20 protein-coding genes are annotated in these 23,170 nt (G+C 69.7%); 2 read left to right on the plus strand and 18 right to left on the minus strand.

Going from position 1 to position 23,170, the window contains the following annotated elements; genetic code table 11:
• Positions 1 to 11: 11 nt before the first annotated feature.
• From AC07Q9_RS22405 to ssb, 15 genes are all read right to left on the minus strand, one after another.
• A complete protein-coding gene (locus tag AC07Q9_RS22405) occupies positions 12 to 1,676 on the minus strand; it encodes an FxLYD domain-containing protein (protein WP_495311836.1) in 1,665 nt (554 codons plus the stop codon).
• Positions 1,677 to 1,693: 17 nt separating this feature from the next.
• On the minus strand, positions 1,694 to 2,299 hold the full coding sequence (locus AC07Q9_RS22410; protein ID WP_495311837.1) for a hypothetical protein: 606 nt from the start codon (positions 2,297 to 2,299) through the stop codon (positions 1,694 to 1,696).
• A gap of 16 nt (positions 2,300 to 2,315) precedes the next feature.
• The gene (locus AC07Q9_RS22415) at positions 2,316 to 4,112 is read right to left on the minus strand and encodes a VanW family protein (RefSeq protein WP_495311838.1); all 1,797 of its coding nucleotides are present in this window, start codon (positions 4,110 to 4,112) and stop codon (positions 2,316 to 2,318) included.
• On the minus strand, positions 4,109 to 4,714 hold the full coding sequence (locus tag AC07Q9_RS22420) for a DUF6891 domain-containing protein (protein ID WP_495311839.1): 606 nt from the start codon (positions 4,712 to 4,714) through the stop codon (positions 4,109 to 4,111). The genes AC07Q9_RS22415 and AC07Q9_RS22420 overlap by 4 nt, the downstream gene beginning before the upstream one ends.
• Before the next feature lie 297 nt (positions 4,715 to 5,011).
• A complete protein-coding gene (locus tag AC07Q9_RS22425; RefSeq protein ID WP_062480474.1) occupies positions 5,012 to 5,392 on the minus strand; it encodes a hypothetical protein in 381 nt (126 codons plus the stop codon).
• A gap of 247 nt (positions 5,393 to 5,639) precedes the next feature.
• The gene (gene pdxR, locus AC07Q9_RS22430) at positions 5,640 to 7,124 is read right to left on the minus strand and encodes a MocR-like pyridoxine biosynthesis transcription factor PdxR (RefSeq protein WP_495311840.1); all 1,485 of its coding nucleotides are present in this window, start codon (positions 7,122 to 7,124) and stop codon (positions 5,640 to 5,642) included.
• Between the two features lie 71 nt (positions 7,125 to 7,195).
• A complete protein-coding gene (locus tag AC07Q9_RS22435; protein WP_218005417.1) occupies positions 7,196 to 7,996 on the minus strand; it encodes an inositol monophosphatase family protein in 801 nt (266 codons plus the stop codon).
• 13 nt (positions 7,997 to 8,009) lie between these two features.
• Positions 8,010 to 8,729 (minus strand): ABC transporter permease, encoded by a 720-nt coding sequence (locus AC07Q9_RS22440; RefSeq protein WP_495311841.1) that lies wholly within the window; start codon positions 8,727 to 8,729, stop codon positions 8,010 to 8,012.
• A gap of 2 nt (positions 8,730 to 8,731) precedes the next feature.
• A complete protein-coding gene (locus AC07Q9_RS22445) occupies positions 8,732 to 9,424 on the minus strand; it encodes an ABC transporter permease (protein WP_062480466.1) in 693 nt (230 codons plus the stop codon).
• Positions 9,425 to 9,468: 44 nt separating this feature from the next.
• Complete coding sequence (locus AC07Q9_RS22450) at positions 9,469 to 10,257, minus strand: transporter substrate-binding domain-containing protein (protein ID WP_495311842.1); 789 nt, start codon at positions 10,255 to 10,257, stop codon at positions 9,469 to 9,471.
• A 33-nt stretch (positions 10,258 to 10,290) separates the two neighbouring features.
• Positions 10,291 to 11,079 (minus strand): ABC transporter ATP-binding protein, encoded by a 789-nt coding sequence (locus AC07Q9_RS22455; RefSeq protein ID WP_062480462.1) that lies wholly within the window; start codon positions 11,077 to 11,079, stop codon positions 10,291 to 10,293.
• Positions 11,080 to 11,112: 33 nt separating this feature from the next.
• On the minus strand, positions 11,113 to 11,892 hold the full coding sequence (locus AC07Q9_RS22460) for an SDR family oxidoreductase (RefSeq protein ID WP_495311843.1): 780 nt from the start codon (positions 11,890 to 11,892) through the stop codon (positions 11,113 to 11,115).
• A 14-nt stretch (positions 11,893 to 11,906) separates the two neighbouring features.
• On the minus strand, positions 11,907 to 12,677 hold the full coding sequence (locus AC07Q9_RS22465; protein ID WP_495263892.1) for a 2-keto-4-pentenoate hydratase: 771 nt from the start codon (positions 12,675 to 12,677) through the stop codon (positions 11,907 to 11,909).
• A gap of 7 nt (positions 12,678 to 12,684) precedes the next feature.
• Complete coding sequence (locus tag AC07Q9_RS22470) at positions 12,685 to 13,884, minus strand: pyridoxal phosphate-dependent aminotransferase (protein ID WP_495311844.1); 1,200 nt, start codon at positions 13,882 to 13,884, stop codon at positions 12,685 to 12,687.
• Between the two features lie 396 nt (positions 13,885 to 14,280).
• The gene (gene ssb / locus AC07Q9_RS22475) at positions 14,281 to 14,838 is read right to left on the minus strand and encodes a single-stranded DNA-binding protein (protein WP_354345410.1); all 558 of its coding nucleotides are present in this window, start codon (positions 14,836 to 14,838) and stop codon (positions 14,281 to 14,283) included.
• A 184-nt stretch (positions 14,839 to 15,022) separates the two neighbouring features.
• On the opposite strand from ssb, the gene uvrA reads away from it, so the two are divergent.
• Entirely contained in the window at positions 15,023 to 18,109 is a 3,087-nt protein-coding gene (gene uvrA / locus AC07Q9_RS22480) for an excinuclease ABC subunit UvrA (protein WP_495311845.1), read from the plus strand.
• 46 nt (positions 18,110 to 18,155) lie between these two features.
• Positions 18,156 to 19,052: a DMT family transporter gene (locus AC07Q9_RS22485; protein WP_095743280.1), complete on the plus strand. Its 897-nt coding sequence runs from the start codon at positions 18,156 to 18,158 to the stop codon at positions 19,050 to 19,052.
• 2 nt (positions 19,053 to 19,054) lie between these two features.
• Here the strand turns inward: AC07Q9_RS22485 and AC07Q9_RS22490 are convergent, their stop codons facing one another.
• From AC07Q9_RS22490 to AC07Q9_RS22500, 3 genes are read right to left on the minus strand one after another with little or no spacing between them, the layout of a single operon-like run.
• Positions 19,055 to 19,822, minus strand: coding sequence for a GntR family transcriptional regulator (locus AC07Q9_RS22490; RefSeq protein ID WP_172438465.1), 768 nt, complete (start codon positions 19,820 to 19,822; stop codon positions 19,055 to 19,057).
• A gap of 1 nt (position 19,823) precedes the next feature.
• Positions 19,824 to 21,593: a glycerol-3-phosphate dehydrogenase/oxidase gene (locus tag AC07Q9_RS22495; protein ID WP_495311846.1), complete on the minus strand. Its 1,770-nt coding sequence runs from the start codon at positions 21,591 to 21,593 to the stop codon at positions 19,824 to 19,826.
• On the minus strand, positions 21,590 to 23,077 hold the full coding sequence (locus AC07Q9_RS22500; protein ID WP_495311847.1) for an FGGY family carbohydrate kinase: 1,488 nt from the start codon (positions 23,075 to 23,077) through the stop codon (positions 21,590 to 21,592). Before AC07Q9_RS22500 ends, AC07Q9_RS22495 begins: the two co-directional genes overlap by 4 nt.
• Positions 23,078 to 23,170 lie beyond the last annotated feature (93 nt).

The following is a 23,170-nucleotide window of genomic DNA, read 5'->3' on the forward strand; positions in this document are numbered from 1 at the left end:
CACGCGCGGGGCTATTCGGTTTGGTATAGCGTCGCGACGCTCGCGAAATCGCGCCCGTGCTGCGTCACGTGGACCTGGAAGGGCACGCTCTCGCCCGGCGCGATGGCCGGCAGGTTCTCGATCAGCTTGAAGCCGGTCAGCTGGTCGTTGCGGTCGCGCAGGCTCACCCACAGGCGCACCTTGGCCGCGATGGCCGTGCCGGGGTTCTTCACCGTGCCCGTGACCTCCACGCTCTTGTAGGTGAAGCGCTGGCTGAAGTTGAGCAGCACGCTGCCGGTGCCGGCCTGGGTGCCCGTCACCTGCACCTCCAGCGGCTTGCGCGGACCGGGCAGTGCGGCGCGGCGCATCGGCTTCCACTCGACGCGGGTCTGCGTGATGCGGTCCACGACCTTGGGCTCCAGCAGGACCGGAAAGCGCTCGCCCGGGTACAGATAGGCCAGCGCGTCGAGGCGCGTGGTGCCGTCGGCCGTGCTGCCGCCGAAGCGCGAGATCACGGCGCCGGGCGCGATGGCGATGGCGTCGGTGCTGCGGTTCACCAGCTCGGTCATGAACAGCGGCCGCTGGATCGTGCTGCGCCCCGCCACCAGCGGCAGCAGTTCGAGCTGCCGCGGGTCGAAGCGCTCGCTGTCGTCGGCCAGCAGGTCTTCGGTGCCCAGCCGCAGGTCGGGGTGGAAGGCCTCCGGCCCGCCGGTCGTGCGGATCACGCGGTCGGCGCTCAGCACCGTCGTGCGCGCGCCCGAGGGTGTGACCGTGCGGTAGCCGATGCGGTAGTCCCACGCCGCGATGGCGGCGCCGCGGCCGAAGCGGCTGAGGTCGACATCGATCGCCGTGCGTGCGCCGGGCGCCAGCTCGGACCCCGGCGCATGGCCGCGCCCGACGCCGATCACCTGGCCCGCGTCGTCGTACAGCGTGACCAGCGCCTCGATGCTGCCGAACGCCGGTGCGCCCGCGGCGCCCGCATGCACGAGGCGCCCGACCAGGCGCACGCGCTCGCCCTGCTGCACCAGCCGCACGCGCGAGAACGCCAGGCGCGGCCCCTCGGCGGCGCTGCGCGGTTCGGACAGCTTCTCGACCGTCACCTCCTGCCGCGTGACGTTCTGGCCCGAGGGCAGGTCGACCAGCACGGGCGCGGACTCGCCGGGCATCAGCACGTCGATCGGCAGGGATTCGCTGCGCTCGTTCAGCCGCGTGTCGCCGTCGTGGAACACCACCTTCAGGCCGGGGCGTTCGAGCGGCCGGCCGGTCTCGTTGCGCGCCAGCACCAACAGCTTCGGCCGCTCGCCGACCAGCACCTGGCGCGGCTCGGACAGCTTCAGGCCGTCGGTCGCGATGGTGCGCTCGACCATCGCGCGCGCCACCGAAGGCGTATCGCTGCGCTGGCCAGAACCGAACAGCAGCATCGCGACCTGGACGGCCACCGCCACGCCGAGAAAGCCGATCACGACGAAGCCGATCGTGCGCACCATCTGCTTCTGGCGCAGCGCCTGTTCGGCCGCGATCTGCTGGCCGGCGTGGTGCTTGACCTGCTGCAGCACACGCTCGAGGCGGTCGGACACGTCGTCTTCCACCAGCGACATCGAGCCGCAGTGCGCGCAGGTGTATTCGTTCAGGCCGGTGCGGCGCAGCGCGCTGCTGCCGCACTCGCCGCATTTGAGGGTCTGCAGGTCGATGCTCATGTGTCTTCTTTTTTGTCTTACCAGCCGAACGCGTCGACGATGCCTTCGGCCGCCGCAGCACTGCCCAGCAGCGGCACGAGGCGCTCGACCAGGCGCGCACGATGCACCGGGTCGACCTCGCAGTCGTCCTCGTCGGTGAAGATGGCGTCGCCCGCTTCGTCCCACACCTGGCCGATGGTGCCCAGGCAGGCGGCCATCTCGAAGATGTCGGCGAAGAGCGGTTCGTCTTCCTCCCAGGCGCCGGTGCCGTGCATCGCGAACTGGATCGCGCCGGTGCGCAGGTCGAAGATGAACGGATCGGCGCCCTGGTCGGCCACCACCAGCCAATGGTCGGGCCAGTCGGCGATGCGCTCGCCGGTGATGCCATGCCAGCGGTAGCCCGCCTGCAGCTGCCACAGGCGCGAGAGCGCGGGAATGCTGAACGGGTTGCCGGTGGTCGGCACCGTGAGGCCCGCGTAGCCCACGCGCTCGTTGACCCACTCGCCGAGCGGGCCGACCTGTTCGTAGAAGGTGGCGAGGGCGGCGGGCAAGGCCAGCTCGCCATGCCAGTGCTCTGCGGCGGATTGCGGCGCCAGCGCGCCATGGGAAGCCAGGGCCGCGCGGGCCTGTTCGATCGATGCCACGGGGGTTGTTCTCCGTTCAGGTCAGGCGGACGGCCTGCTGCAATGCGGTGCGCAGTGCGTCGATGTCGCCGGGTGCGACCTCGTGCACGCCCGGCACGCCGGCCAGGCCGCAGGCCGTCGATGCCACCACGGGCACGCCGGCCGCCACGGCGCGCAGCAGTGCGCGCGGGGCGTGCTCGACGTGCGCGGGCAGCACGACGACGCTCGCACCGGCCAGCCCGTCGCCTTGCCAGTTCATGTGTTGAGGGGGTTCGATGCCTTGCCAGAGCCGCGCGTCGTCCGACGGCGCGCCCAGCACGCGCAGGCGGCACGGCCAGCCTTGCAGTGCGGCGGCGAGCTCGCGCGCGCCCTTGCGCGCCAGCGCGCTCGCGGCGAACACGACGAGTGGTGGTTCTCTGCGCTCGCCGTGCACGGCCTTCACCTGCGGCAGCGCCCAGTCGAGCCGCTGTAGTGCGGCCTGCGGCGCGTACTGCGCCATGGCCTGTGTCACCGCGGCATGCGGCGTGACGACGACCGCCGCGCGCGCGAGCGCCAGGGCCTCGTCGCGCACCAGCAATGCATCGGCGCGGAAGTCGCGCAAGGTGGCGTCGCCGGACCAGCGCTGCGATGCGGCATCGAGCTTCTTCTCAATGTCGGCCATCGGCAAGGCGCTGGCCAGCACGGTGACGCGGCGTCCGTCGAGCGCGCCGAGGCGCTGCAGGTGCGGCAGCAGCGACTGCTCGACCACCAGGTGCGTGTGCGCAGGTACCAGTCGCGCGGCAAAGGCCTGCGCGAGCCAGCGCTGGCCGTCGATCAGGCTGGCCTGGCGCCGGCCCGCCTGCCGCGCCCAGAGCCGCTGCCAGACGGCACGGCGCAGGCTCGCGGCCCACGCGGTGGTCACCGCTGCGTTCGTCGCGGGCTCGCGATGCCAACCGGTGGAAGGCACGCGCCAGAACGCGAACCGCAGTGGCACGGGCTGCATGCGTTGCGCCTGCGGATGCGCCTCGCGCAGGTGGCGTGCGAACTCCGGCGTCCAGCCATCGACGAGCACGGCGGTGCGCCCTTCGGTGCCGACATCGACCGGCGGACGGTGGCGAAAGCACGCCGTCTGGTCACAGCTCAGGCAGCCGCGCGCCACCGGCAGCGCGGTGGGTGTGTCGTCGTTCGTGCGCCGCAGCGTGACGGGCTCGGCCGGCACCGCCAGCGGCGTGCGCGCGCGGATGCGCACCACGAGCTCGGTGTCGGTCAATGCCACTTCAAGCCGCCAGGCGTGGCGGGCGCGCAGCTTGACGTCGACGTAGTTCCAGAACACCGTCGCATCGACGGCATCGCTGTCCGGCGCATCGGCCTGCTCGATGCGCGCCGTGTGGCCGTGGCGCTCGACCAGCTCGAAGCCCGCGCGCACCGCCACGGTGGCCAGTGCGTTCGACAGCTGGCACAGCCCGCCGGCCAGCGTCGGCACCACGCAACCGCCGCGCACCTCGCGCCCGACCACGAAGCCGCGCCCGGCGCCCGGTCGCCCCAGCTGGCGCCAGAAGCTCAGCACCTCGCCGGCCGGCACCTCGATGGCGTCGAAGGCCGGCCGCGCCACGCGCAGGTTGTGCACCTTGCCGGCGACCAGCGGGAATTCATCGGCCCGGCCGTCGGACCACAAGGGAGTTCGGTACTGCGCAAGCACCGGCGCATCGGCCAGTGCGTGTTGGCCTGTGGGCCAGCGCCGGGCCGAGGGCCGCAGGGTTTCGCGCAGGGCGTGGGCCGTGGCGAGCAGCCGCGAGCGCAGCCAGAAGTCGATCGCGTCGATGCGGCGCGGCGGCTGCCAGGCCTGCGCACTCACGCGGCGGGGCCTCGCTTGCGCCATTGGCCGAGGTCGGCTTCGATGCGCTCGTTGATGTTGCCGCTCCATTGCGCGCCGAAGCCGGCGTCGCGCAGCAGCTCGACGATGCGGCGGCCGACCACGACGGTGTTGGCTTCGCGCTGCGCGATCTCGGGAATCATGCCGCCGCTGAAGGCGAGGAACAGGCGGCCGTTGCGCACGGCGCCGTCCAGGTCCTGTGCGTGATAGAAGCAGCAGCCGCGGATGCCCGACTCGAGCCGGCCCGCCGCACGCCACTGCTCGCGCACGTCGTCGTGCCCGTCGGACAGCGTGTTGCCCGCGCGGTGCAGGGCAATGATCTTTTCGCTGCGCAGCTGCGCGAACACGGCCTCGAGCCGGTCGTACTCGGTCTGCGCGGGCCACTGCGCCTCGGCGGCGCGCTTGGCGGCGCAGGCGCGCGTGGTTTCGGCCTTGATCCAGGCGCGGTCCTCGGGCGTGAGCTCATCGGGATCGAGGTACTCGTCGGTGATCATCCAGCCGATGTCGGCATCGGCGTGGAAGCCGCTCCACACCAGGTCGTGGATGCGTCCGCGCGTGTCTTCGGGGTCGAGAGTGAGGGCCATGCGTAGTGGGTCGTCGCTTGGTCGGCGACGGATGTGCTTTCATTTTTTCGCGGTCGGAACGACGCTCGATTCTCGCGTGTCCGCACCACGGCGATGCGTTAATGCGAAAGCATGCGCTCTGGCGGCCGTCCCTCCCGCGCCCAAATCATGAGGGATGCGCAAGGCCAAGGCAATGTGACTTTCGGCCAAGAATTCACGGTCATGGTCCATGAAAAAAGCCGGCCCTGCGTTGGCAGGGCCGGCTTTCATGAAGACCTGGAACCTTCGCCGATCCCGTCGGCGAAGCGTTCGGACCGCTTACAGCGGCAGTGCGTCGCCGTGGGCGGCAGCGCGGGCGGCGGCGCGAACCGCAGCGCGGTCGACGGTGCTGGCGACGATCGGGGCCACGCCCGACGAAGCGCCTTCGGCGTACGGGTCGGCGCTGTGTGCGGCGGCGACAGCGTCGGCACGCACGGCGGCGCGGCTGGCGGTCGACACGATCACTTGCGCGGGGCCTGCATTGGCGCCGGTGGCGTAGGGGTTGGCGCTGTGCGCGGCCACGACGGCTTGGGCGGCGACGTCGGCGCGGCTGGCGGCCGAGGTCAGTTGATGCACGCCTTCATAGCTTTCGGCATGGGCGGCGCCGGCAACGGCCATCAGGGCAACAGCAACGGCGGAGAGGATCTTCGAGGCGGTCATTTGGATTTCTTCCTTCTTCAATTCAGTTCAAGTTCTTGCTTCGGATGTCGAACCGGTCTTGGGTGGGTCACCGCCCCTCTGTTCTTTTTCGGAGGGCGGCCACCTCGCTCGGGGCCCTGTTCACCCAGATCAGCTTTGAGGGCTGGTCCGTGAGATGAATTGTGCGCCTCGATCTAGGTAAAAACCCGTAGCAAAACGAACCGCGGTGTTCACGGATTCGAAACAATTGAAGGGCAGTGAACGAGCTTCAGGCGTTCGCCACCGCACTGCCAAAGAGCGCCAACGCCGGGGCGATCCGCTCGGCGGGCGTGTTGCCGAAGCCGAAGACGAAGCCCGTGCGGACCTGCTCGCTCAGGCAATAGGCGGAGATCGCGGGCACATCGATGCGGTGCGCCAGCAGCGCCTGGGACACCGCCGCATCGTCGATCGGCGTGCGCGAGATGGCCGACAGGTGCAGCCCCGAGCCGGTGGTCGACAGCTCGAAATCGCGCCCCACCAGCGTCCTGAAGCAATGCTCCATGAGCTGCGCGCGTTCGCGATAGCGCACGCCCATGCGCCGGATGTGGGCCGCCAGCTGCCCGCTCGCCATGAAGTCGGCCACCACGCCCTGGGTCGGCATGGAGGCCTTGAACGAGAAGATCTGCGTGGCGCAGGCAAAAGCGTCCGCCAGGTCGGGCGGGACCACCAGGTAGGCCAGGTTGAGCGCGGGCGAGATGGAACGGTTGAAGTTCCCGATGTAGATGACCCGCCCCCCGTGGTCCAGCGCCGCCAGCGGAGGCAGCGGCCTGCCGCGGAAATGGAAGGCGTTGTTGAAGTCGTACTCGATCACCCAGGCATTGCGCTCGTGCGCCCACTGCAGGAGCGAGAGGCGCCGCTCCAGCGGCATCGTGCTGCCGAAGGGGAACTGGTTGGTGGGCGACGCCACGATCAGCCGCGCGTCGGGCGCATGGCTGTCGAACCGGCTGCTGTCCAGGCCCTGCAGGTCGATGGGCACGGGCACCAGGTCCGCGCCGAAGCCCATCAAGGCGGCAAGCCGGGTGATGTAGCCCGGGTCTTCCACGATGATGCGATCGCCGTGGTCGGTCAGCACCTGGCCTGCCAGCACGAAGCCCTGCGTCGTCCCGTCGACCACGAGCACCTGGTCCGGCAGGCAGGAAATGCCGTGTGCCTCGCCCACATAGTCCGCGATCTGCTGTCGCAGTTCGGGCAGCCCCATCGGCGAGCCGTAGCCCAGCTCCGCAGCCGGCGCCGAGCGCCAGTACTGCGACGAGACCTTGGCGAACTGCTCGAACGGCAGCTGGTCGAGCGCGGGCACGGTCGGGCTGAGGTCGAACGTGGCATTGCGCTCGGGCGGCAGCGCCAGTTCGGACATCGCCAGCGCGCGCCGCGAGATGTGCCGGGGCGCCGGCGCGGCGACAGGGGCGTTCGACGGCGCCCCGGCCGGCGCGCTGCGCTCCTCGGGCAGCACGGCGGCAATGTAGGTGCCCGCCCCGACGCGGCCGCTGACATAGCCCTCGGCCAAGAGCCGTTCGTAGACCAGGACCACGGTGTTGCGTGACACGCCGAGTTCCGCGGCCAGCTGGCGGGTGGGCGGCAGCCGCGCGTTCTTGGAGATCCGCCCCTGCACGATGGCCTGGCGGATCTGCTCGAACACCTGGACGTGCAGCGGATCGGAGCCGCTGCGGTCCAGCGAGAGCGAACTCCAGGTCGGGTAGTTGAAGTGCCGCGGCATACGAGATCTCCATGCCGCCCATGCCGGACAGGGCTGCGGCGGCCTTCGAATATACGGCCCGGTCGCCCGCGCTACGCGCCCGCAAGCATGCGCAGGACCTCCTCGTGGCGGCGGGGGTTGCCCGACGCGACCAGCCGGTTGCCGGAATGGATCGTGAGCGGACGCCCCTCCCAATCGGTGATGACGCCGCCGGCGCCCTCGATCACCGGCACCAGCGCGCAGTAGTCGACCTCGCGGTGGCGGCCGCAGTCGATGCCGATGTCGATCGTTCCGTTGGCGATGCAGCCGTACGCATAGCAGCTCGATCCGTACACGCACCATTTGGCGGCGCTGCGCAGCGTCTCGAACGCCTCGCGCTCGCGCGGCCCGAAGGGCTCCGGGTTGCTGCACGACACCAGCGCGTCGGCCAGCGACGGGCACTCGCGGCTGCGGATGCGCTGGCCGTTGAAGGTGGACGGCTGGCCCTGCGCCCCGGCCCATCGGTCGTTGGTGATGGGGTGGTCGATCACGCCGATGATCGGCGTGCCGTGGCGCGCCAGCGAAATCAGCGTCCCGTAGATGGGAATGCCCGTGATGAAGGCCTTGGTGCCGTCGATCGGGTCGAGCACCCAGACGTACTCGGCATCGAGGTCCTGGCCCTCGAACTCCTCGCCGAGGATGCCGTGCGAGGGATAGCGGTGGCGGATCAGCGTGCGCAGCGTCTGCTCGACATGCTTGTCCACGACGGTGACGGGGCTGTCGTCCTCCTTGGACTCGAAGCCCCTGCGGCTGTACAGGTTCTCGCGCAGGATGGCGCCGCTGGCGTCGGCCAGCCCATGGGCGAAGGCGAGGAATTCGGCCATCGCCGACTCTGGAACGGAAGAAGTGGACACGCGGTCTCCTGGATCAAGTGGGCATGGGCCCGGCGCCGTGCTGCGCCGGCAAGTGGCGAAGATGGCGAGACATGCGGTGCTCCAGCCGCCGCACCAGGTGGTTGGCGGCGAACGCGAAGGCAAGGTAGATCAACCCGGCCGCAATGAAGATCTCGTAGGGGGCGAAGGTGCGCGCCACCAGGGTGTTGGCCACGCCCGTCAGCTCCGAGAGCGTGATGGCGCTGGCCAGCGAGGTGCGCTTGATCGTCTTGATCACCTCGTTGCCGTAGGCCGGCAGCGCCAGCAGCATCGCCCGCGGCAGGATGACGTGGCGGTACAGCGCACCGAACGACAGCCCGAAGGCCTGCCCGGCCTCGACCTCCCCGTGCGGCACCGCCTGGATCGCCCCGCGGAAGATGTGCACGGCGTAGGCCGTCGTGTTCAGCACGAAGGTGATGACGGCGCACCAGTACGGCTTGCGCAGGTAGGGCCAGGCCCAGCTGTCGCGCACCGCATCGATCTGGGCAATGCCGTAGTACACGATGAAGATCTGCACCAGCAGCGGCGTTCCCCGGAAGACCTGCGAGAACACCTCGACGGGCCAGCGCAGCCACCAGGCCTTCTGGACGCGCACGATGGCCAGCGGCACCGCCAGCAGCGTCGCGAGCACCATCGTGATCGCGAAGAGCTCCAGCGTGAGCAGCGCGCCCTGCCAGAGCACCGGAAGGCTCTCGACAATGAGTTCGACATCCATGGTCAGGCCGTCCTTTCACCGCGGGCACCGCGGCGCTCGAGCTGATGCAGCACGAGCGAACTCAGCACGGTCAGCGTGAGGTAGATGGCGCCGGCACTGAGGTAGAAGAACAGGGCGCGGCGCGTGTCGCTGGTGGCCAGTTCGGAGGCCTTCATCAGCTCGCTCAGCCCCACGATGGAGATCAGCGAGGTGTCCTTGAGCGTCGAGATCCAGATGTTGCCCAGGCCCGGCAGCGCCAGCCGCAGCATCTGCGGGCACTGGATCACGAAGAAGATCTGCAGGGTGCCCATGCCCACGGCCATGCCGGCCTCCACCTGCCCGCGGGGAATGGCCGTGAGCGCGCCGCGGAACACCTCCGAGGCGTAGCCGCCGAAGATCAGCGCCAGTGCAAACACACCCGCCGGATACGGCGGGATCTCGACCATGCCCGCGTCGGGCCTGACCAGCGCGAGCAGCCGGCTCAAGACCACCGTGCTGCCGAAGTACACCATCAGGATCAGCAGCAGTTGCGGGATGCCCCGTATCGCCGTGATGTAGGCCTCGGCCAGCCAGCGCACCGCCTTGAAGCGGGACAGGCAGGCCGCCGCGCCCAGCAACCCCAGCGCGATGCCGAACACCGACGACACCAGCGCCACCTCCACGGTGGTCCAGGCGCCCTGCGCGATGGTCGGCCCCCAGCCGTTGAACATGTCCATGGTGTCGTCAGAAATCGATGAACGGATTCGGCAGAGCGACGGCGTCAGTGCCAGACCGTGGGCAGCACACTGAAGCTCCAGTACTTCTGGTTGATCGCCTTGAAGGTCCCGTCGGCAAACATGCCCTTGAGCGCCGCGTTGATCTCGTCGCGCAGCGCCGTGGCCCCCTTGGGCAAGCCGACGGCCACGCCTTCGCCCAGGTACTTGGGCGCCTCGATCTCGGGGCTGACGAACTCGTAGTTGCGCCCTTCCGGTTTCTCCAGGAAGTCGGTGCGAACCTTCATGGGACTCACGAGCATGAGGTCGATGCGGCCGGCCACGAGGTCCAGCAGCATGTTCTCGGCCGAGTCGTAGCGCGTGATCTCGACGCCGGAGAACTCGCCCGCAAGGTAGCTGTCGTTCGTGGTGGCCCGCTGTACGCCCACCACCTTGCCCTTGAGCGCGCCGGCGTTGGGCGTGTTGTCGGGCTTCATCGGGAGCAGCCCCCCGTTCTTGCGGCCCACGAAGCGCGCCGTGGAGGCCCGGTACGGAACGGAAAAGTCGATGCTCTTCTTGCGCGCCTCGGTGATCGACAGGCTCGACGTGACGACGTCGATTTTCCTGGAAAGCAGCGCGGGAATCAGGCCGTCGAACCCCAGGCAGACGAACTGCACGTTGGCGTTCATCCGCCGCCCGATCTCGCGGGCGATGTCGATCTCGAAACCCTTCAGCTCGCCCGACGCATCGCGGTAGTTGAAGGGCGGATAGGTGCACTGCACCCCGGCCTTGATCTCGCGGCCCATGGCGGCGACGGAGCACGCGGCCAGCAGGCCTGCGAACAACCATTTCTTCATTTCGTCTCCAGTTCTTGGTTCGTGATGTCGTGGCTACAGAACGCTGTCGAGGAACTTGCGGCAACGCTCGCTGCGCGGGTTGCCGAACACGTCGGCAGGCGCCCCGCGTTCCTCGATCTTTCCCTTGTGCAGGAAGGCGACCTCGGTCGAGACCTCGCGTGCGAACGCCATCTCGTGGGTGACCATCACCATGGTGCGCCCCTCCTCGGCCAGCAGGCGGATCACCTTCAGCACCTCGCCCACGAGCTCGGGGTCGAGGGCGGACGTGGGCTCGTCGAACAGCAGCAGCTTGGGCTCCATGGCCAGCGCGCGGGCGATCGCGCAGCGCTGCTGCTGGCCGCCCGAGATGTGGGCCGGATAGTGCCGCAGCCGGTCGCCGAGCCCGACCTTCGCGAGCAGTGCCTCGGCCCGTTCCGTCGCTTCGCGGCGCGACAGCCCCAGCACCTTCATGGGCGGCATGGCCACGTTCTCCAGCACGGTCATGTGGCTCCACAGGTTGAAGTTCTGGAACACCATGCCGATGCCCGCGCGCAAGCGGTTCACCTGGCTCTTGCTGGCGGGGCTCGACTGCCCTGCCGACGACCGGCGCATGCGGATCTCCTCGCCATCGATGGCGACGGTGCCGGCGTCGGGCACCTCGAGCAGGTTGAGGCAGCGCAGGAAGGTGCTCTTGCCCGAGCCGCTGGCACCGATCAGCGTGACCACGTCGTGCTCATGCGCGCACAGGTCGATGCCGCGCAGCACGTCCAGCGCGCCGAAGCGTTTTTCGATGCCGGTGGCAGACACGATCTGCCTGCCCTGTTGTCGTTGGGGGTCGCTCAAGTGAGTTCCTTTTGAACGGTGCTGGCGCTTCGCCTAGAAGGTCCCGGGATAGGCCCCGCCGTCGAGCAGCAGATTCTGTGCGTTGATGTAGCCCGCATGGGCGCTGCACAGGAAGGCGCAGGCACGGCCGAACTCCATCGGATCGCCGAAGCGCGCGGCCGGGCTGCGGCCCTGCCATTCGATCTGCTCCGCCTCGAACGAGCGACCCGACCCGGCCGCGGCAGCCTCCACCGTGGCACGCAGGCGGTCGGTGGCGAACGAGCCGGGCAGCAGGTTGTTGATGGTGACGTTGCGATGCGCCGTGCGCCGCGCCAGGCCCGCCACGAAGCCGGTGAGCCCGCTGCGCGCGCCGTTGGACAGGCCCAGGATGTCGATGGGCGCCTTTACCGAGGACGAGGTGATGTTGATGATGCGGCCGAAGCCGCGATCCATCATGCCGTCCACCGTCGCCTTGATCAGCTCGATGGGCGTCAGCATGTTGGCGTTGAGCGCCACCATCCAGTCGTCGCACGTCCATTGGCGGAAGTCGCCCGGCTTGGGACCTGCGGCATTGGTCACCAGGATGTCCGGCGCGGGGCAGGCCTCGAGGACGAGCGCGCGCCCCTGCACCGTCGTGACGTCGGCGGCCACCGTGCGCACGTGCACGCCGGTGGCCTCGCGGATGTCGTTGGCGGTGGCCTCGAGCGCCTGTGCGCCGCGCGCCACGATGGTGAGCGATGCGCCGTCTTCGGCCAGTGCGAACGCGCACGCCCGGCCCAGCCCCTTGCTCGCGGCGCACACCAGCGCCGTCTTGCCCTTGATTCCCAGATCCATGGAGACCCCTTGCCTCAGATGAAGTTCGCGGCGACCGTGCCGAAGCGGTCGAACGAGGATTGCACCCGCATGCCCTGCGAGGCGCGGTACTGCCGCGTGAAGGAGCCGGACATCACCTGCATCCCCGCCTCGAGGGCCAGCCCGAATTCGGCCAGCTTGTTCGCCAGCCACAGCACCGAGAGCAGCCCGCCGCCCTGCATGACCGCCGAGCCGGAGGCCGTCTCGCTGACGGTGCCGTCGACCTGCACCGTCACGTTGGCGCCGGCCAGGTCGCGGTTGTCGGCCGTCAGCGGCACGGCCGCCCCCGTCACATAGGCCTTTTGCTGCGCGTTGTCCGCCATGGCCAGCGCCAGGTTGCCGGCAAACGGACCGCGGACCTCCACGATCTCCAGGGCAGGTGCGGCGTGCGTCACGGCGGCTGCGACTTCCTCCAGGCTCACGCCGGGTCCGCGCAGCGTCTTGCCGATGGTCAGGCACAGCTCGTTCTCGAAGCCGGGCGCGATCAGATCGGAAAAACGGTAGGCCTGGCCGCTCGCATGCCGGCCGCTTTCCAGCAGATAGCCGAAACAGGGCTCGTGCACCTGCTGCTGCACGCGCATGGCCTCGGCGGTGAGGCCGACCTTCCAGCCCGTCTGCCGCTCGCCCCTGGCCAGACGCTTGTGCAACAGGGCCAGCTGCACTTCGTAGCCCTGCTGCAGGGAGAACTTCCCGGCCCATTCCGACGGCATGTGGCGTCCGTCCTCCATGGCTTGCCAAAGGGCGCCCGCAATGTCTTGGGTGTTCATCGCATCCTCATCGAGTGGCTGGGTGGTGTTCCAGGTAGGCGGCCAGGCGGCGAACGCCGTCGTCCAGGCGCGGCGTGCCGCTCGCGTAGCACCAGCGCAGGTAGCCTTCGCCCTCGGGGCCGAAGGCCACGCCGGGCGCCAGCCCCAGCCCGGCCTCGGCCACGAGCTGCTTGCAGAACGCGAGGCTGTCCGTCACGCCTTCGACACGGAAGAAGGTGTACATCGCGCCGCGGGCGGGCGCGGCGAGCTCGACCCCCGGCACGCTCCCCAGGCGCGCCGCCAGGTGGTCCCTGCCCTGGCGCAGCCGCTCGACGGTGCGGGCAATGGTGTCCTCCCCGCGCGCCAGGGCGACCACCCCCGCCGCCTGGACGAAGGGCGGCGCGCAGGTGCTGCTGTACTCGATCAGCTTGCCGATGTCGCCCAGCATCGCCGGCGGCACGACGATCCAGCCCAGGCGCCATCCGGTCATGCGCCAGGCCTTGGAGAAGGAGTTGCAGCTGATGACCCGGTCCTCGGGCGTCGCGATGTCCAGGAAGGACGGCGCGCACGGCGCATCGAAGCTGATGCGCTGGTAGACGTCGTCGCTGACGATCCAGATGCCCAGGCGCCGGCAGTGCGCGAGGATGGTTTCCTGCGCCTCGCGCGAGAGCGTCCAACCCGTCGGGTTGTTGGGCGCGTTCAGCAGGAGCGCGCGGGTGCCCGGCCGAAGCGCCTCCAGAAGGCGCTGCTCGTCGAGCACCCACCCCGCCGCGGTGAACTGCAATGCGACGGTCTCCACGTGCGCGCCCAGCACCTTGGGCATCTCGACCAGGTTGGGCCACAGCGGCGTCACGGCCACGACGCGGTCGCCGGGGTTCAGCAGCGCCTGCAGGGCCAGCATCAGCGCATGCGTGCCCGAACTCGTCACCGCCACCCGTTCGACGCCGATCGGGCCATGCCAGCGCGACAGGTAGCGGGCGATCTCCTCGCGCAACGCGGGCTCGCCCAGCGTCTGGACGTAGAAGGTGCGCCTGTTCTCGAGGGCGGCGATCGCAGCGCCGCAGATCTCGTCCGGCGTCTCCTCGTCGGGCTCGCCGAACCAGAAAGGCAGGATGTCCTTGCGGTCCATGCCCGCATTGGCGACCTCGCGGATCTTCGAGGACCGCAGGGCCTGGACTTCGGCGCGTGCGACGGTCGATGGCGGGCAGTGGGAGGCGGCGCTCTGCATGTCGTGCTTGTCTCGGTGTTCTATGGCCTGCATGCTCCGACGCCGCACGGTGCGGGACAAGGACCAATTCCGCGCGCCGAAGCGGACCAATCGCGGCGAACCGGCCGGCAGCGATGCGCTGCTGAACGACGCTATTCAGCAGAACGGCCGGAACCAATGGGTTGATTGCCGCCGGGAATTGCCCCTCTGAACACAGTCATTGCCGTCGAAAAGGGGCTCACGTCAAACGCTTTCCCTGCGCTCAACGGCCAGACGAACAAGGAGGCTGCATTTCCTTGGCAAAACAGCACTTTCCCGGGCACGACCGCCCATGGAGTGAATTCGAAATAAAAAGGGCAAAAAAAAGGCCTGCCTTCGAAAAGGCAGGCCTTCATTGAAAAGCTCGAGGAGCCGGTTTCAGAACGGAATGTCGTCGTCCATGTCGTCGAAGCCCGACGACGACTTGGCCGGCGCCTGGCGCGGCGCCGGTGCCGGGGCACGCGGTGCGGCTGCGGGCGCACGCGGGGCGTAACCGCCACCGCCGCCACCACCACCACCTTGCGAGTAACCACCGCCGCCGCCCCCGCCTTGCGAGTAGCCGCCGTCGTCGTCGCTCGGACCCGACGGGCCGCCCTGGCCCTGGCGGCTGCCCAGCATTTGCATCTGGTCGGCGCGGATTTCGGTGGTGTATTTTTCGATGCCGTCCTTGTCGGTCCACTTGCGCGTGCGCAGCGAACCTTCAACGTACACCTGCGAGCCCTTGCGCAGGTACTGGCCGGCGATTTCGGCCAGGCGGCCGTTGAACACGATGCGGTGCCATTCGGTGGCTTCGCGCATCTCACCGCTTTGCTTGTCTTTCCAGCGATCGGTGGTGGCCACGGTGACGTTTGCGACCTGATCGCCGCTCGGGAATGTCCGCATTTCGGGGTCGCGCCCCAGGTTGCCGACGACGATGACCTTATTGACCGATGCCATATGCACTGCCCCTGATAAGTAGATGAAGGAGGAGGTTGAGAGGAACCCTCCATTCTGCCTGAGCCGAAATCGGGCTGGTCCCGGCCGGCCCGGGCGGGGGCGTCCGCCGCCGTCCATCCCCTGGTCATGACAGGCGGGGCCGGCCCCTCTATCATGTCCGGTTGCCCTCGGACGACCGCACCCCTTGAATTCACCCACCATTGAAGACTCCCCGGAACGCGACGCCTACCTTGGCGCGCTGCTCGCCCAGCAACGCATCAGCATCCGCGGCGCGCGCACCCACAACCTGAAGAACGTCGATCTCGACATCCCGCGCAACAAGCTGGTGGTGATCACCGGCCTGTCGGGCTCGGGCAAGTCGAGCCTGGCGTTCGACACGCTGTATGCCGAGGGGCAGCGGCGCTACGTGGAAAGCCTCTCGGCCTATGCGCGGCAGTTCCTGCAGCTCATGGACAAGCCCGACGTCGACGTGATCGAGGGCCTGTCGCCCGCCATCAGCATCGAGCAGAAGGCCACCAGCCACAACCCGCGCTCGACCGTGGGCACGGTGACCGAGATCCACGACTACCTGCGCCTCTTGTACGCCCGCGCCGGCACGCCCTTCTGCCCCGACCACCACCTGCCGCTGCAGGCGCAGACGGTGTCGCAGATGGTCGACGCCACGCTGGCGCTGCCCGACGAGCCCCGCCTGATGATCCTGGCGCCCGTGGCGCGCGAGAAGAAAGGCGAGTTCCTCGAGCTCTTCACCGAGATGCAGGCGGCCGGCTACGTGCGCTTCCGCGTCGACGGGCAGACCTACGAATACAACGACCTGCCCAAGCTCAAGAAGACCGAGAAGCACGACATCGACGTGGTCATCGACCGCCTGCGCGCGCGCCCCGACATGCAGCAGCGCCTGGCCGAGAGCTTCGAGGCCGCGCTGCGCCTGGCGGAGGGCCGCGCCATTGCGCTGGAGCTGGGCGCAAGGCCGGAAGGCAGCGCCGATGGCGCTGCGGGGGCGCCCGACAAGGAGCACCTGTTCAACGCCAAGTTCGCCTGCCCGATCTGCCACTACTCGCTGTCGGAGCTCGAGCCGCGCCTGTTCTCGTTCAACTCGCCCGTGGGCGCCTGCCCGAGCTGCGACGGCCTGGGCCACCGCGAGGTGTTCGACCCGGTGCGCGTGGTGGCGTTTCCGTCGCTGTCGATCGCCAGCGGCGCCATCAAGGGCTGGGACCGCCGCAACGGCTACTACTTCAGCATGGTCGAGAGCGTGGCCAAGCACTACAAGTTCGACGTCGACGCGCCCTTCGAGTCGCTGCCGGCCTCGGTGCAGCAGACGCTGCTGCACGGCTCGGGAGGCGAAGAGATCAAGTTCAACTACACCATGGAGTCGGGCAACTTCGCGGGCAAGAAGCTCACGAAGAAGCACCCCTTCGAGGGGATCATCCCGAACATGACGCGGCGCTACCGCGAGACCGATTCGGTGATGGTGCGCGAAGACCTCGCGCGCTTTCGCAACCAGCAGCCCTGCCCCGACTGCGGCGGCTCGCGGTTGCGGCGCGAAGCGCGCAACGTGTTCCTGGTGGACGACGCCGGGCACGTGGCTGCTGCGAACGGCGGCGAGCCCCCGCGCATGGCCATCTTCGAGCTGAGCCACCTCACGCTGCGCGACGCCTACGCCTGGTTCAGCACGCTCAAGCTGCGCGGCGCCAAGGCCGACATCGCCGACAAGGTGGTACGCGAGATCGGCCTGCGTCTCAAGTTCCTGAACGACGTGGGCCTGAACTACCTGAGCCTGGACCGCAGCGCCGAAACGCTCTCGGGCGGCGAGGCGCAGCGCATCCGCCTCGCGTCGCAGATCGGCTCGGGCCTCACGGGCGTGATGTACGTGCTCGACGAGCCCAGCATCGGCCTGCACCAGCGCGACAACGACCGCCTCATCGGCACGCTCAAACACCTGCGCGACATCGGCAACAGCGTGATCGTGGTCGAGCACGACGAGGACATGATCCACGCCGCCGACCACGTGATCGACATGGGCCCGGGTGCCGGTGTGCACGGCGGGCGCGTGATGGCCCAGGGCACGTATGCCCAGGTGTCGGCCAACCCCGAGTCGCTCACCGGCCAGTACCTCTCTGGCGTGAAGAAGATCGAGGTGCCCAAGCACCGCACCGCGTGGCTGCCGGCCGTGAAGAAGCCGGCCTTCAACGAAGGCAAGAAGCCCTCGCGCTTTCCGCAGAGCCCCGCGGCCGAACGCCGCGCCGCGCGCGAAGCGGCGCACCTGGCCTCGCAGACCGACCTGCAGGAGATCCGCGTCGTCGGCGCCACCGGCAACAACCTGAAGAACGTGAGCGTCGCCTTCCCCGTGGGCCTGTTGACCTGCGTGACCGGCGTCTCGGGCTCGGGCAAGTCGACGCTGGTGAACGACACGCTCTACACCGCCGTGGCCCGCACGCTGTACCGCGCGCACGAAGAGCCGGCCGCGCACGAGTCGGTGGAAGGCATCGAGTATTTCGACAAGGTCATCAACGTCGACCAGTCGCCCATCGGCCGCACGCCGCGCAGCAACCCGGCCACCTACACGGGCCTGTTCACGCCCATCCGCGAGCTGATGGCCGAGACCAACACCGCGCGCGAGCGCGGCTACGGCCCGGGCCGCTTCAGCTTCAACGTGGCGGGCGGCCGCTGCGAGGCCTGCCAGGGCGACGGCGTGGTGAAGGTCGAGATGCACTTCCTGCCCGACGTGTACGTACCCTGCGAGGTCTGCCACGGCCAGCGCTACAACCGCGAGACGCTCGAGGTCCAGTACAAGGGCCGGAACATCGCGCAGATCCTCGAGATGACGGTCGAGGTGGCGCACGAGTTCCTCAAAGCCGTGCCGACCATCGAGCGCAAGCTGCGCACGCTGCTGGACGTGGGCCTCAGCTACATCAAGCTCGGGCAGTCGGCCACCACGCTGTCGGGCGGCGAAGCGCAGCGCGTGAAGCTCGCGCTCGAGCTGAGCAAGCGCGACACGGGCCGCACGCTCTACATCCTCGACGAGCCGACCACCGGCCTGCACTTCGCGGACATCGAACTGCTGCTCAAGGTGCTGCACCAGCTGCGCGACGCGGGCAACACCATCGTCGTGATCGAGCACAACCTGGACGTCATCAAGACCGCCGACTGGCTCATCGACATGGGCCCCGAAGGCGGTGCCGGCGGCGGCACGGTGGTGGGCGAAGGCACGCCGGAAGACATCGCGGCGAACGAGGCGAGCCACACGGGGCGCTACCTCAAGCGCCTGCTGTAGCCGCACCGCCAGCACGAATGCGCGGGCCGCGCCACAATCGCGGCCCATGCCTTCCTTCACGCCGCGCCAGTTCGTTCTGCTCGTCCTCCTCACCCTCGCGTGGGGCTTCAACTGGCCGGTGATGAAACTCGGCGTGGCCGACTACCCGCCGCTGGCCTTCCGCGCGATTTCGATCTGGCTGGGCGTGCCTGTGCTGGCGATCGCGCTGGTGGTGATGAAGGTGCCGTTCCGCGTACCGCGCAGCGCGTGGCCCGAGCTGGTGTGGCTGGGCGCGACCAACATGTTCGTCTGGCACGCCTGCATCATCCTGGCGGTGAAGGCGCTGTCGGGCGGGCGCGCCGCGATCCTGGGCTACACGATGCCGGTGTTCTCCGCGGTCATCGGCGCGCTGCTGTTCTCGGCCGTGCTCACGCGCCGCGCATGGACCGGCGTGGGCGCCTGCGCCATCGGCGTCGGGCTGCTGCTGTGGCACGAGCTCACCGACTTCGCGGGCCGCCCCGGCTACGTGGCACTGGCGCTGGTGGCCGCCGCCACCTGGGCGCTGGGCACGCAGCTGCTGCGTCACACGCGCATCGGCCTGCCCACGCTCACGCTCTCGTTCTGGATGACGGCCATGACGGCCGTGGTGATGACGGTGCTGTCGCTGCTGTTCGAGCGCGACCAGTGGCGCTCGCCGGGCGCCGTGACCTGGGGGTCGATCGCCTACAACGCGGTGCTGATCTTCGGCTTCGCGCACGCGGCCTGGTTCTACCTGGCGCGCGGCCTGCCGCCGGTGGCCTCGACCCTGAGCGTGATGTTCATCCCCGTGCTCGGCGTGTTCAGCGGCGCCGTGTGGCTCGGCGAGGTCGTGCACTGGCAGGACTGGGTGGCGGTGGCGCTGATGATGGTCGCCATCGCCTCGGTGCTCTTGCCTTCGCGCAGCAGCAGCAGCGCGAAGGCCTGAACTCAGGTCGTCGTCTGCACGTGCAGGCGGCTGGTCTTGCAGCGGTGCAGCGCGCGGTAGTGCTCCAGCGGCCGGCCGTTGGCGCCGTAGGCGATCGATTCGATGCGCAGCAGCGGCTCGGGCTGCGGCAGGTCGAGGAGGCGGCAGGTCTCGGCGTCGGGCAGCACGGCGTCGATCCAGCGTTCGGCGCGCACCAGCCGCACGCCGTACTGGCGGCGCAGCACGTCGTACAGCGAGCGGTCGTCCAGCCGCGTGCGGTGCAGGCCCGGTGCCAGATCGGCCGGCACGGCCGTCTCGACCAGCAGGCGCAGTTCGCCGTCGACACTGCGCAGGCGCTTGAGGCCGACCACCTGCGCGTCTTCGGTGAGGCCGAGCGCGGCGGCCTCCTGCGCGGTGGCGGCGCGCAATTCCTGCACGAGGATCTGCGTGCGCACCGAGCGACCCTTGCGTTCCATCTCGTCGGAAAAGCCCAGCACGGTGGAGACGAAGTCTTCGTCGCGCTCGCGCGCCGACACGAAGGCGCCGCGGCCCTTGATCTTGTAGATGAGGTTGTTGCGCACCAGGTCGGCCAGCGCCTCGCGCACCACGATGCGCGAGATGCCGAACTGCTCGCCCAGCTCGGCCTCGGACGGCAGCTTGGCGCCGATGGGCAGCACGCCCTGCAGGATCTGCAGCCGGATGGCGTCGCGGAACTGCGCCCACAGCGGCGATTCGGAGTTGCGGTCGAGCGAAGTCGTCGACACGGTGTCGGGGGCGGTGGAAAGGGTCACGTTAGGTCGGGCCGAGGACGGGGCTGGCCATCAATGATGCATCGAAAGCGGAAGGCGCCGGCTCGTGGGCCGCCACCGGCTGCAGGCGCACGCCGTGCCGCTCGCGCAGGGCGGCGGCGCAGGCGCTGAGTTCCTGGTGCGCGCGGGCCGCGTCCCATCCGAGGGCTTCGGTGGCCACGCCGGCGATCTCGGCGAGCGCGTCGTCGGTGACCAGCCCGCGGATGGCCAGCAGCGTGCGGCGGATCACGAGGTCGTCCAGGTGCACGACGCCGGTCTCCATGCACAAGTACGAGAGTTCGGCCGCCGAGTACTCGGGCGCGTGGCGCAGCGGCGTGTCGCCCGAGGCCGCGAGGCGCTGCGCCAGCGGCAGCGCCTTGGAGCCGTAGCGGCGCAGCAGGCCCAGCGCGCGCGCGCGGCCCAGGCCCGAGCCGGCCGTCATCTTGTCGATGAAGCGTTCGATGGCGGCCGCGTCGGCCGGCAGCTCGGCGCCGCCGCCGATGGGCAGCGACTCGGTCGAGGCGGTGCGCGAGCGACCCAGGTGGCGCAGCACGTGGTCGGTGGCTTCTTCGGCCAGCGCGCGGAAGGTGGTCCACTTGCCGCCCACGAGGCCGACGATGGGCACGTCGCGCGTGGCGCTCGGCGGGTCGACCACCACCGAGTGGTCGCGCGAGATCTGGCCCGGCTTGTCGGCGTCGGAGCGCGCCAGCGGGCGCACGCCGACGTAGGTGTAGATCACATGGTTGCGATCGAAGGCCATGTTCGGGAACACCTCGCGCAGCACGTCGATCAGGTAGTCGATCTCGGCCGGCTCGGTGACGATCTGGTCGGGGTCTTCCACCGGGATGTCGGTGGAGCCCACCAGCACGCGGTCGAGAAACGGATAGACGATGCACACGCGCCCGTCCACCGCCTCGAAGTAGGCCATGCGTCCTTCGAGCGCGTCGCGCAGCGCCGGGTGGTCGAGCACGAGGTGCGAGCCCTTGGTGCCCATCACGCGCGGACCGGCGCCGCCGAGCACGGCCGCGCTGCGGTCGAGCCAGGCGCCGGTGGCGTTCACCACGGTGTCGGCCGTGACGCGCACCAGCGCGCCGGTGATCTCGTCGCGCAGCGTGAGGATGTTGCCCGCGCAGCCCGTCACGCGGCAGTAGTTGGCCGCGGCCGAACGCGGCTGGTCGCGGCAGGCGTCGCCGATGAGCTCGAGGATCAGCCATTCGGGATGGCTGATCCAGGCGTCGAAGAAGGTGGCGGTCCAGCGGATGGCGGCGCGGAACAGGCGGCGGTCGTTGGTGGGCACGCGGCTGATGCGGTGGCCCGGCATCACGCGCTGGCGGCGGCCCAGCAGGTCGTACAGGCGCAGGCCCGCGGCCACGGCCAGCAGGCCGCGCGTGCGCTGCGGCGGCGTGCGTCCGAAAAACTTGAGCGCGCTGCTCAGCAGCCCGCCGAAGAAGCTCGACAGCGGCACCACGGTCTTCAGCGGCTGCACCAGGTGCGGCGCGTTGCGCAGCAGCAGGTTGCGCTCGCGCGTGGCCTCGGCCACCAGCGAGAAGCTGCCGTTTTCCAGGTAGCGCAGGCCGCCGTGGATCATGCGCGAGGGCGCGCTGCTGGCACCGGCGCCGAAGTCGCCCTTGTCGACGATGAGGCAATCGACGCGCTGCAGCGACAGGTCGCGGAACACGCCCACGCCGTTGATGCCGGCGCCGACGATCACCGTCGAGAAATGGCGGCCTTCCAGCGAGGCCGGACGGACGAAAGGCAGTTGCCACGCGCTCATGACGCACCGCCCGACAGATGGTTGAAGACAGGAGACATGCGATCGATCAGTTCGTTGAATTCGGCGTTGAAATCGGCATGGGCCCGCGCGTCGCGCGCGTCGGGTTCGATGAGTTCGCAGGGCGCGCGCAGCGGGCTGGCGGGGCCCGCGTCGTCGAGGTCCTGCGACATCGCGGCATAGAGGGCGGCGCCGCGCGCGCCGGTTTCGTCATCAGCGCAGCGCTCGACCGGGTGACCTAGCAGCGCCGCGAGCAGGCGCACCAGGCGCGCATCGCTGGCGCCGCCGCCCAACACGCTGGAGGCCGACACCGGCAGGCCCTGCGACGCCAGGCGCGCGGTGTGGCGCGCATGCAGCGCGGCCACGGCATCGACCACGGCGCGCGCCATGTCGGCGGGCGTGTGGTGGCTCTTGAGCCCGACGAAGCCGGCCGTGATGCCGCCTCCGCCGTTGATGAAGGGCAGGAAGCGCAGCCCGTTCGCACCGAGCGGCACGCCCATCGCCAGGTCGACCACGGCGCGCGCATCGGGCAGGCCGAGCGCGCCGGCCAGCCACGCGATGTTGGCCATCGACGAGGGGCTGTTCTCCATGTACAGGCGCTCGCGCGTGCGGCCGAAGTTGACGAGCGCGGCGACCTCGGGCTGCGGCGCGATCACCGGGCCGATGACGGCGTTGACGCACCACGTGCCCAGCACCGACACGGCACGGCCCCGGTCTTCGGCGCCGATGGCGGTCATCGAGGCGAGCAGGTCGATCGCGCCCATCGCCACCGGAATGCCGGCGGGCAGGCCGCACAGCGCCGCCTCGGCGGCGCGCAGCCGGCCCATGGTCTGGCCGCTGGGCACCAGCGGACCGAAGGCGCGCGGCTCAAGGCCGTCGATGCCGGCGACCTCGAACGCGAGGGGCGACCAGTCGCCGGAGGCCAGCGAGAGCAGGCCGGCGGTGCTGGCGTCGCTCGCGTCGGTGGCAATCTCGCCGGTCAGCAGGAAGCCGAGGTAGTCCTTGGCGAACAGCAGGCGGTGCAACTCGCCGCGCTGCACGGCGTCGGCGCCCAGCAGCTCGGCCGCGATCACCGTGGGCTGGCCGGGCCACGGGCGGCAGCCCACGTCGGCGAACAGCCGGTCGCCGTGGCGTGCCGAGAGGGCGAGCGCGCGCGCATCGGCGCGCTGGTCGGTGGAGGCGACGGCGCGGCCGCCGACGAGTTCGTTGTGCGCATCGAGGGCGTACAGGCCCGCGCCGTGGCCGGTGCAGCCGATGGCGCACACGTCCGCGGCGCGCGGGCCGAGCTGGCGCGCCACGTCGCCGAGCACGTGGGTCAGCCCCGCGCGGATCGCCGCCGCGCCCACCTCGCACCCGCCGCCGGGCAGCCGCGCATGCCGCAGGGGCAGGCGCGACACGGCCAGGCTGCGCCCGCTCCCCGCGTCCAGGGCCAGCGCCTTCAGGCTGCTCGAGCCCATGTCGATGCCGATCAGTATTTTGGTCTTCATGTCATAACAGCTTCGGCGGAAAAAAAGACTGTCACCAGTAGCGTTTCCCCTAGTTATCGGGTGAAACGGCCCGCCATTACATTCTAGCCTGTC

The sequence above is a fragment of the Variovorax sp. GW821-FHT09A10 genome, assembly GCF_059418385.1.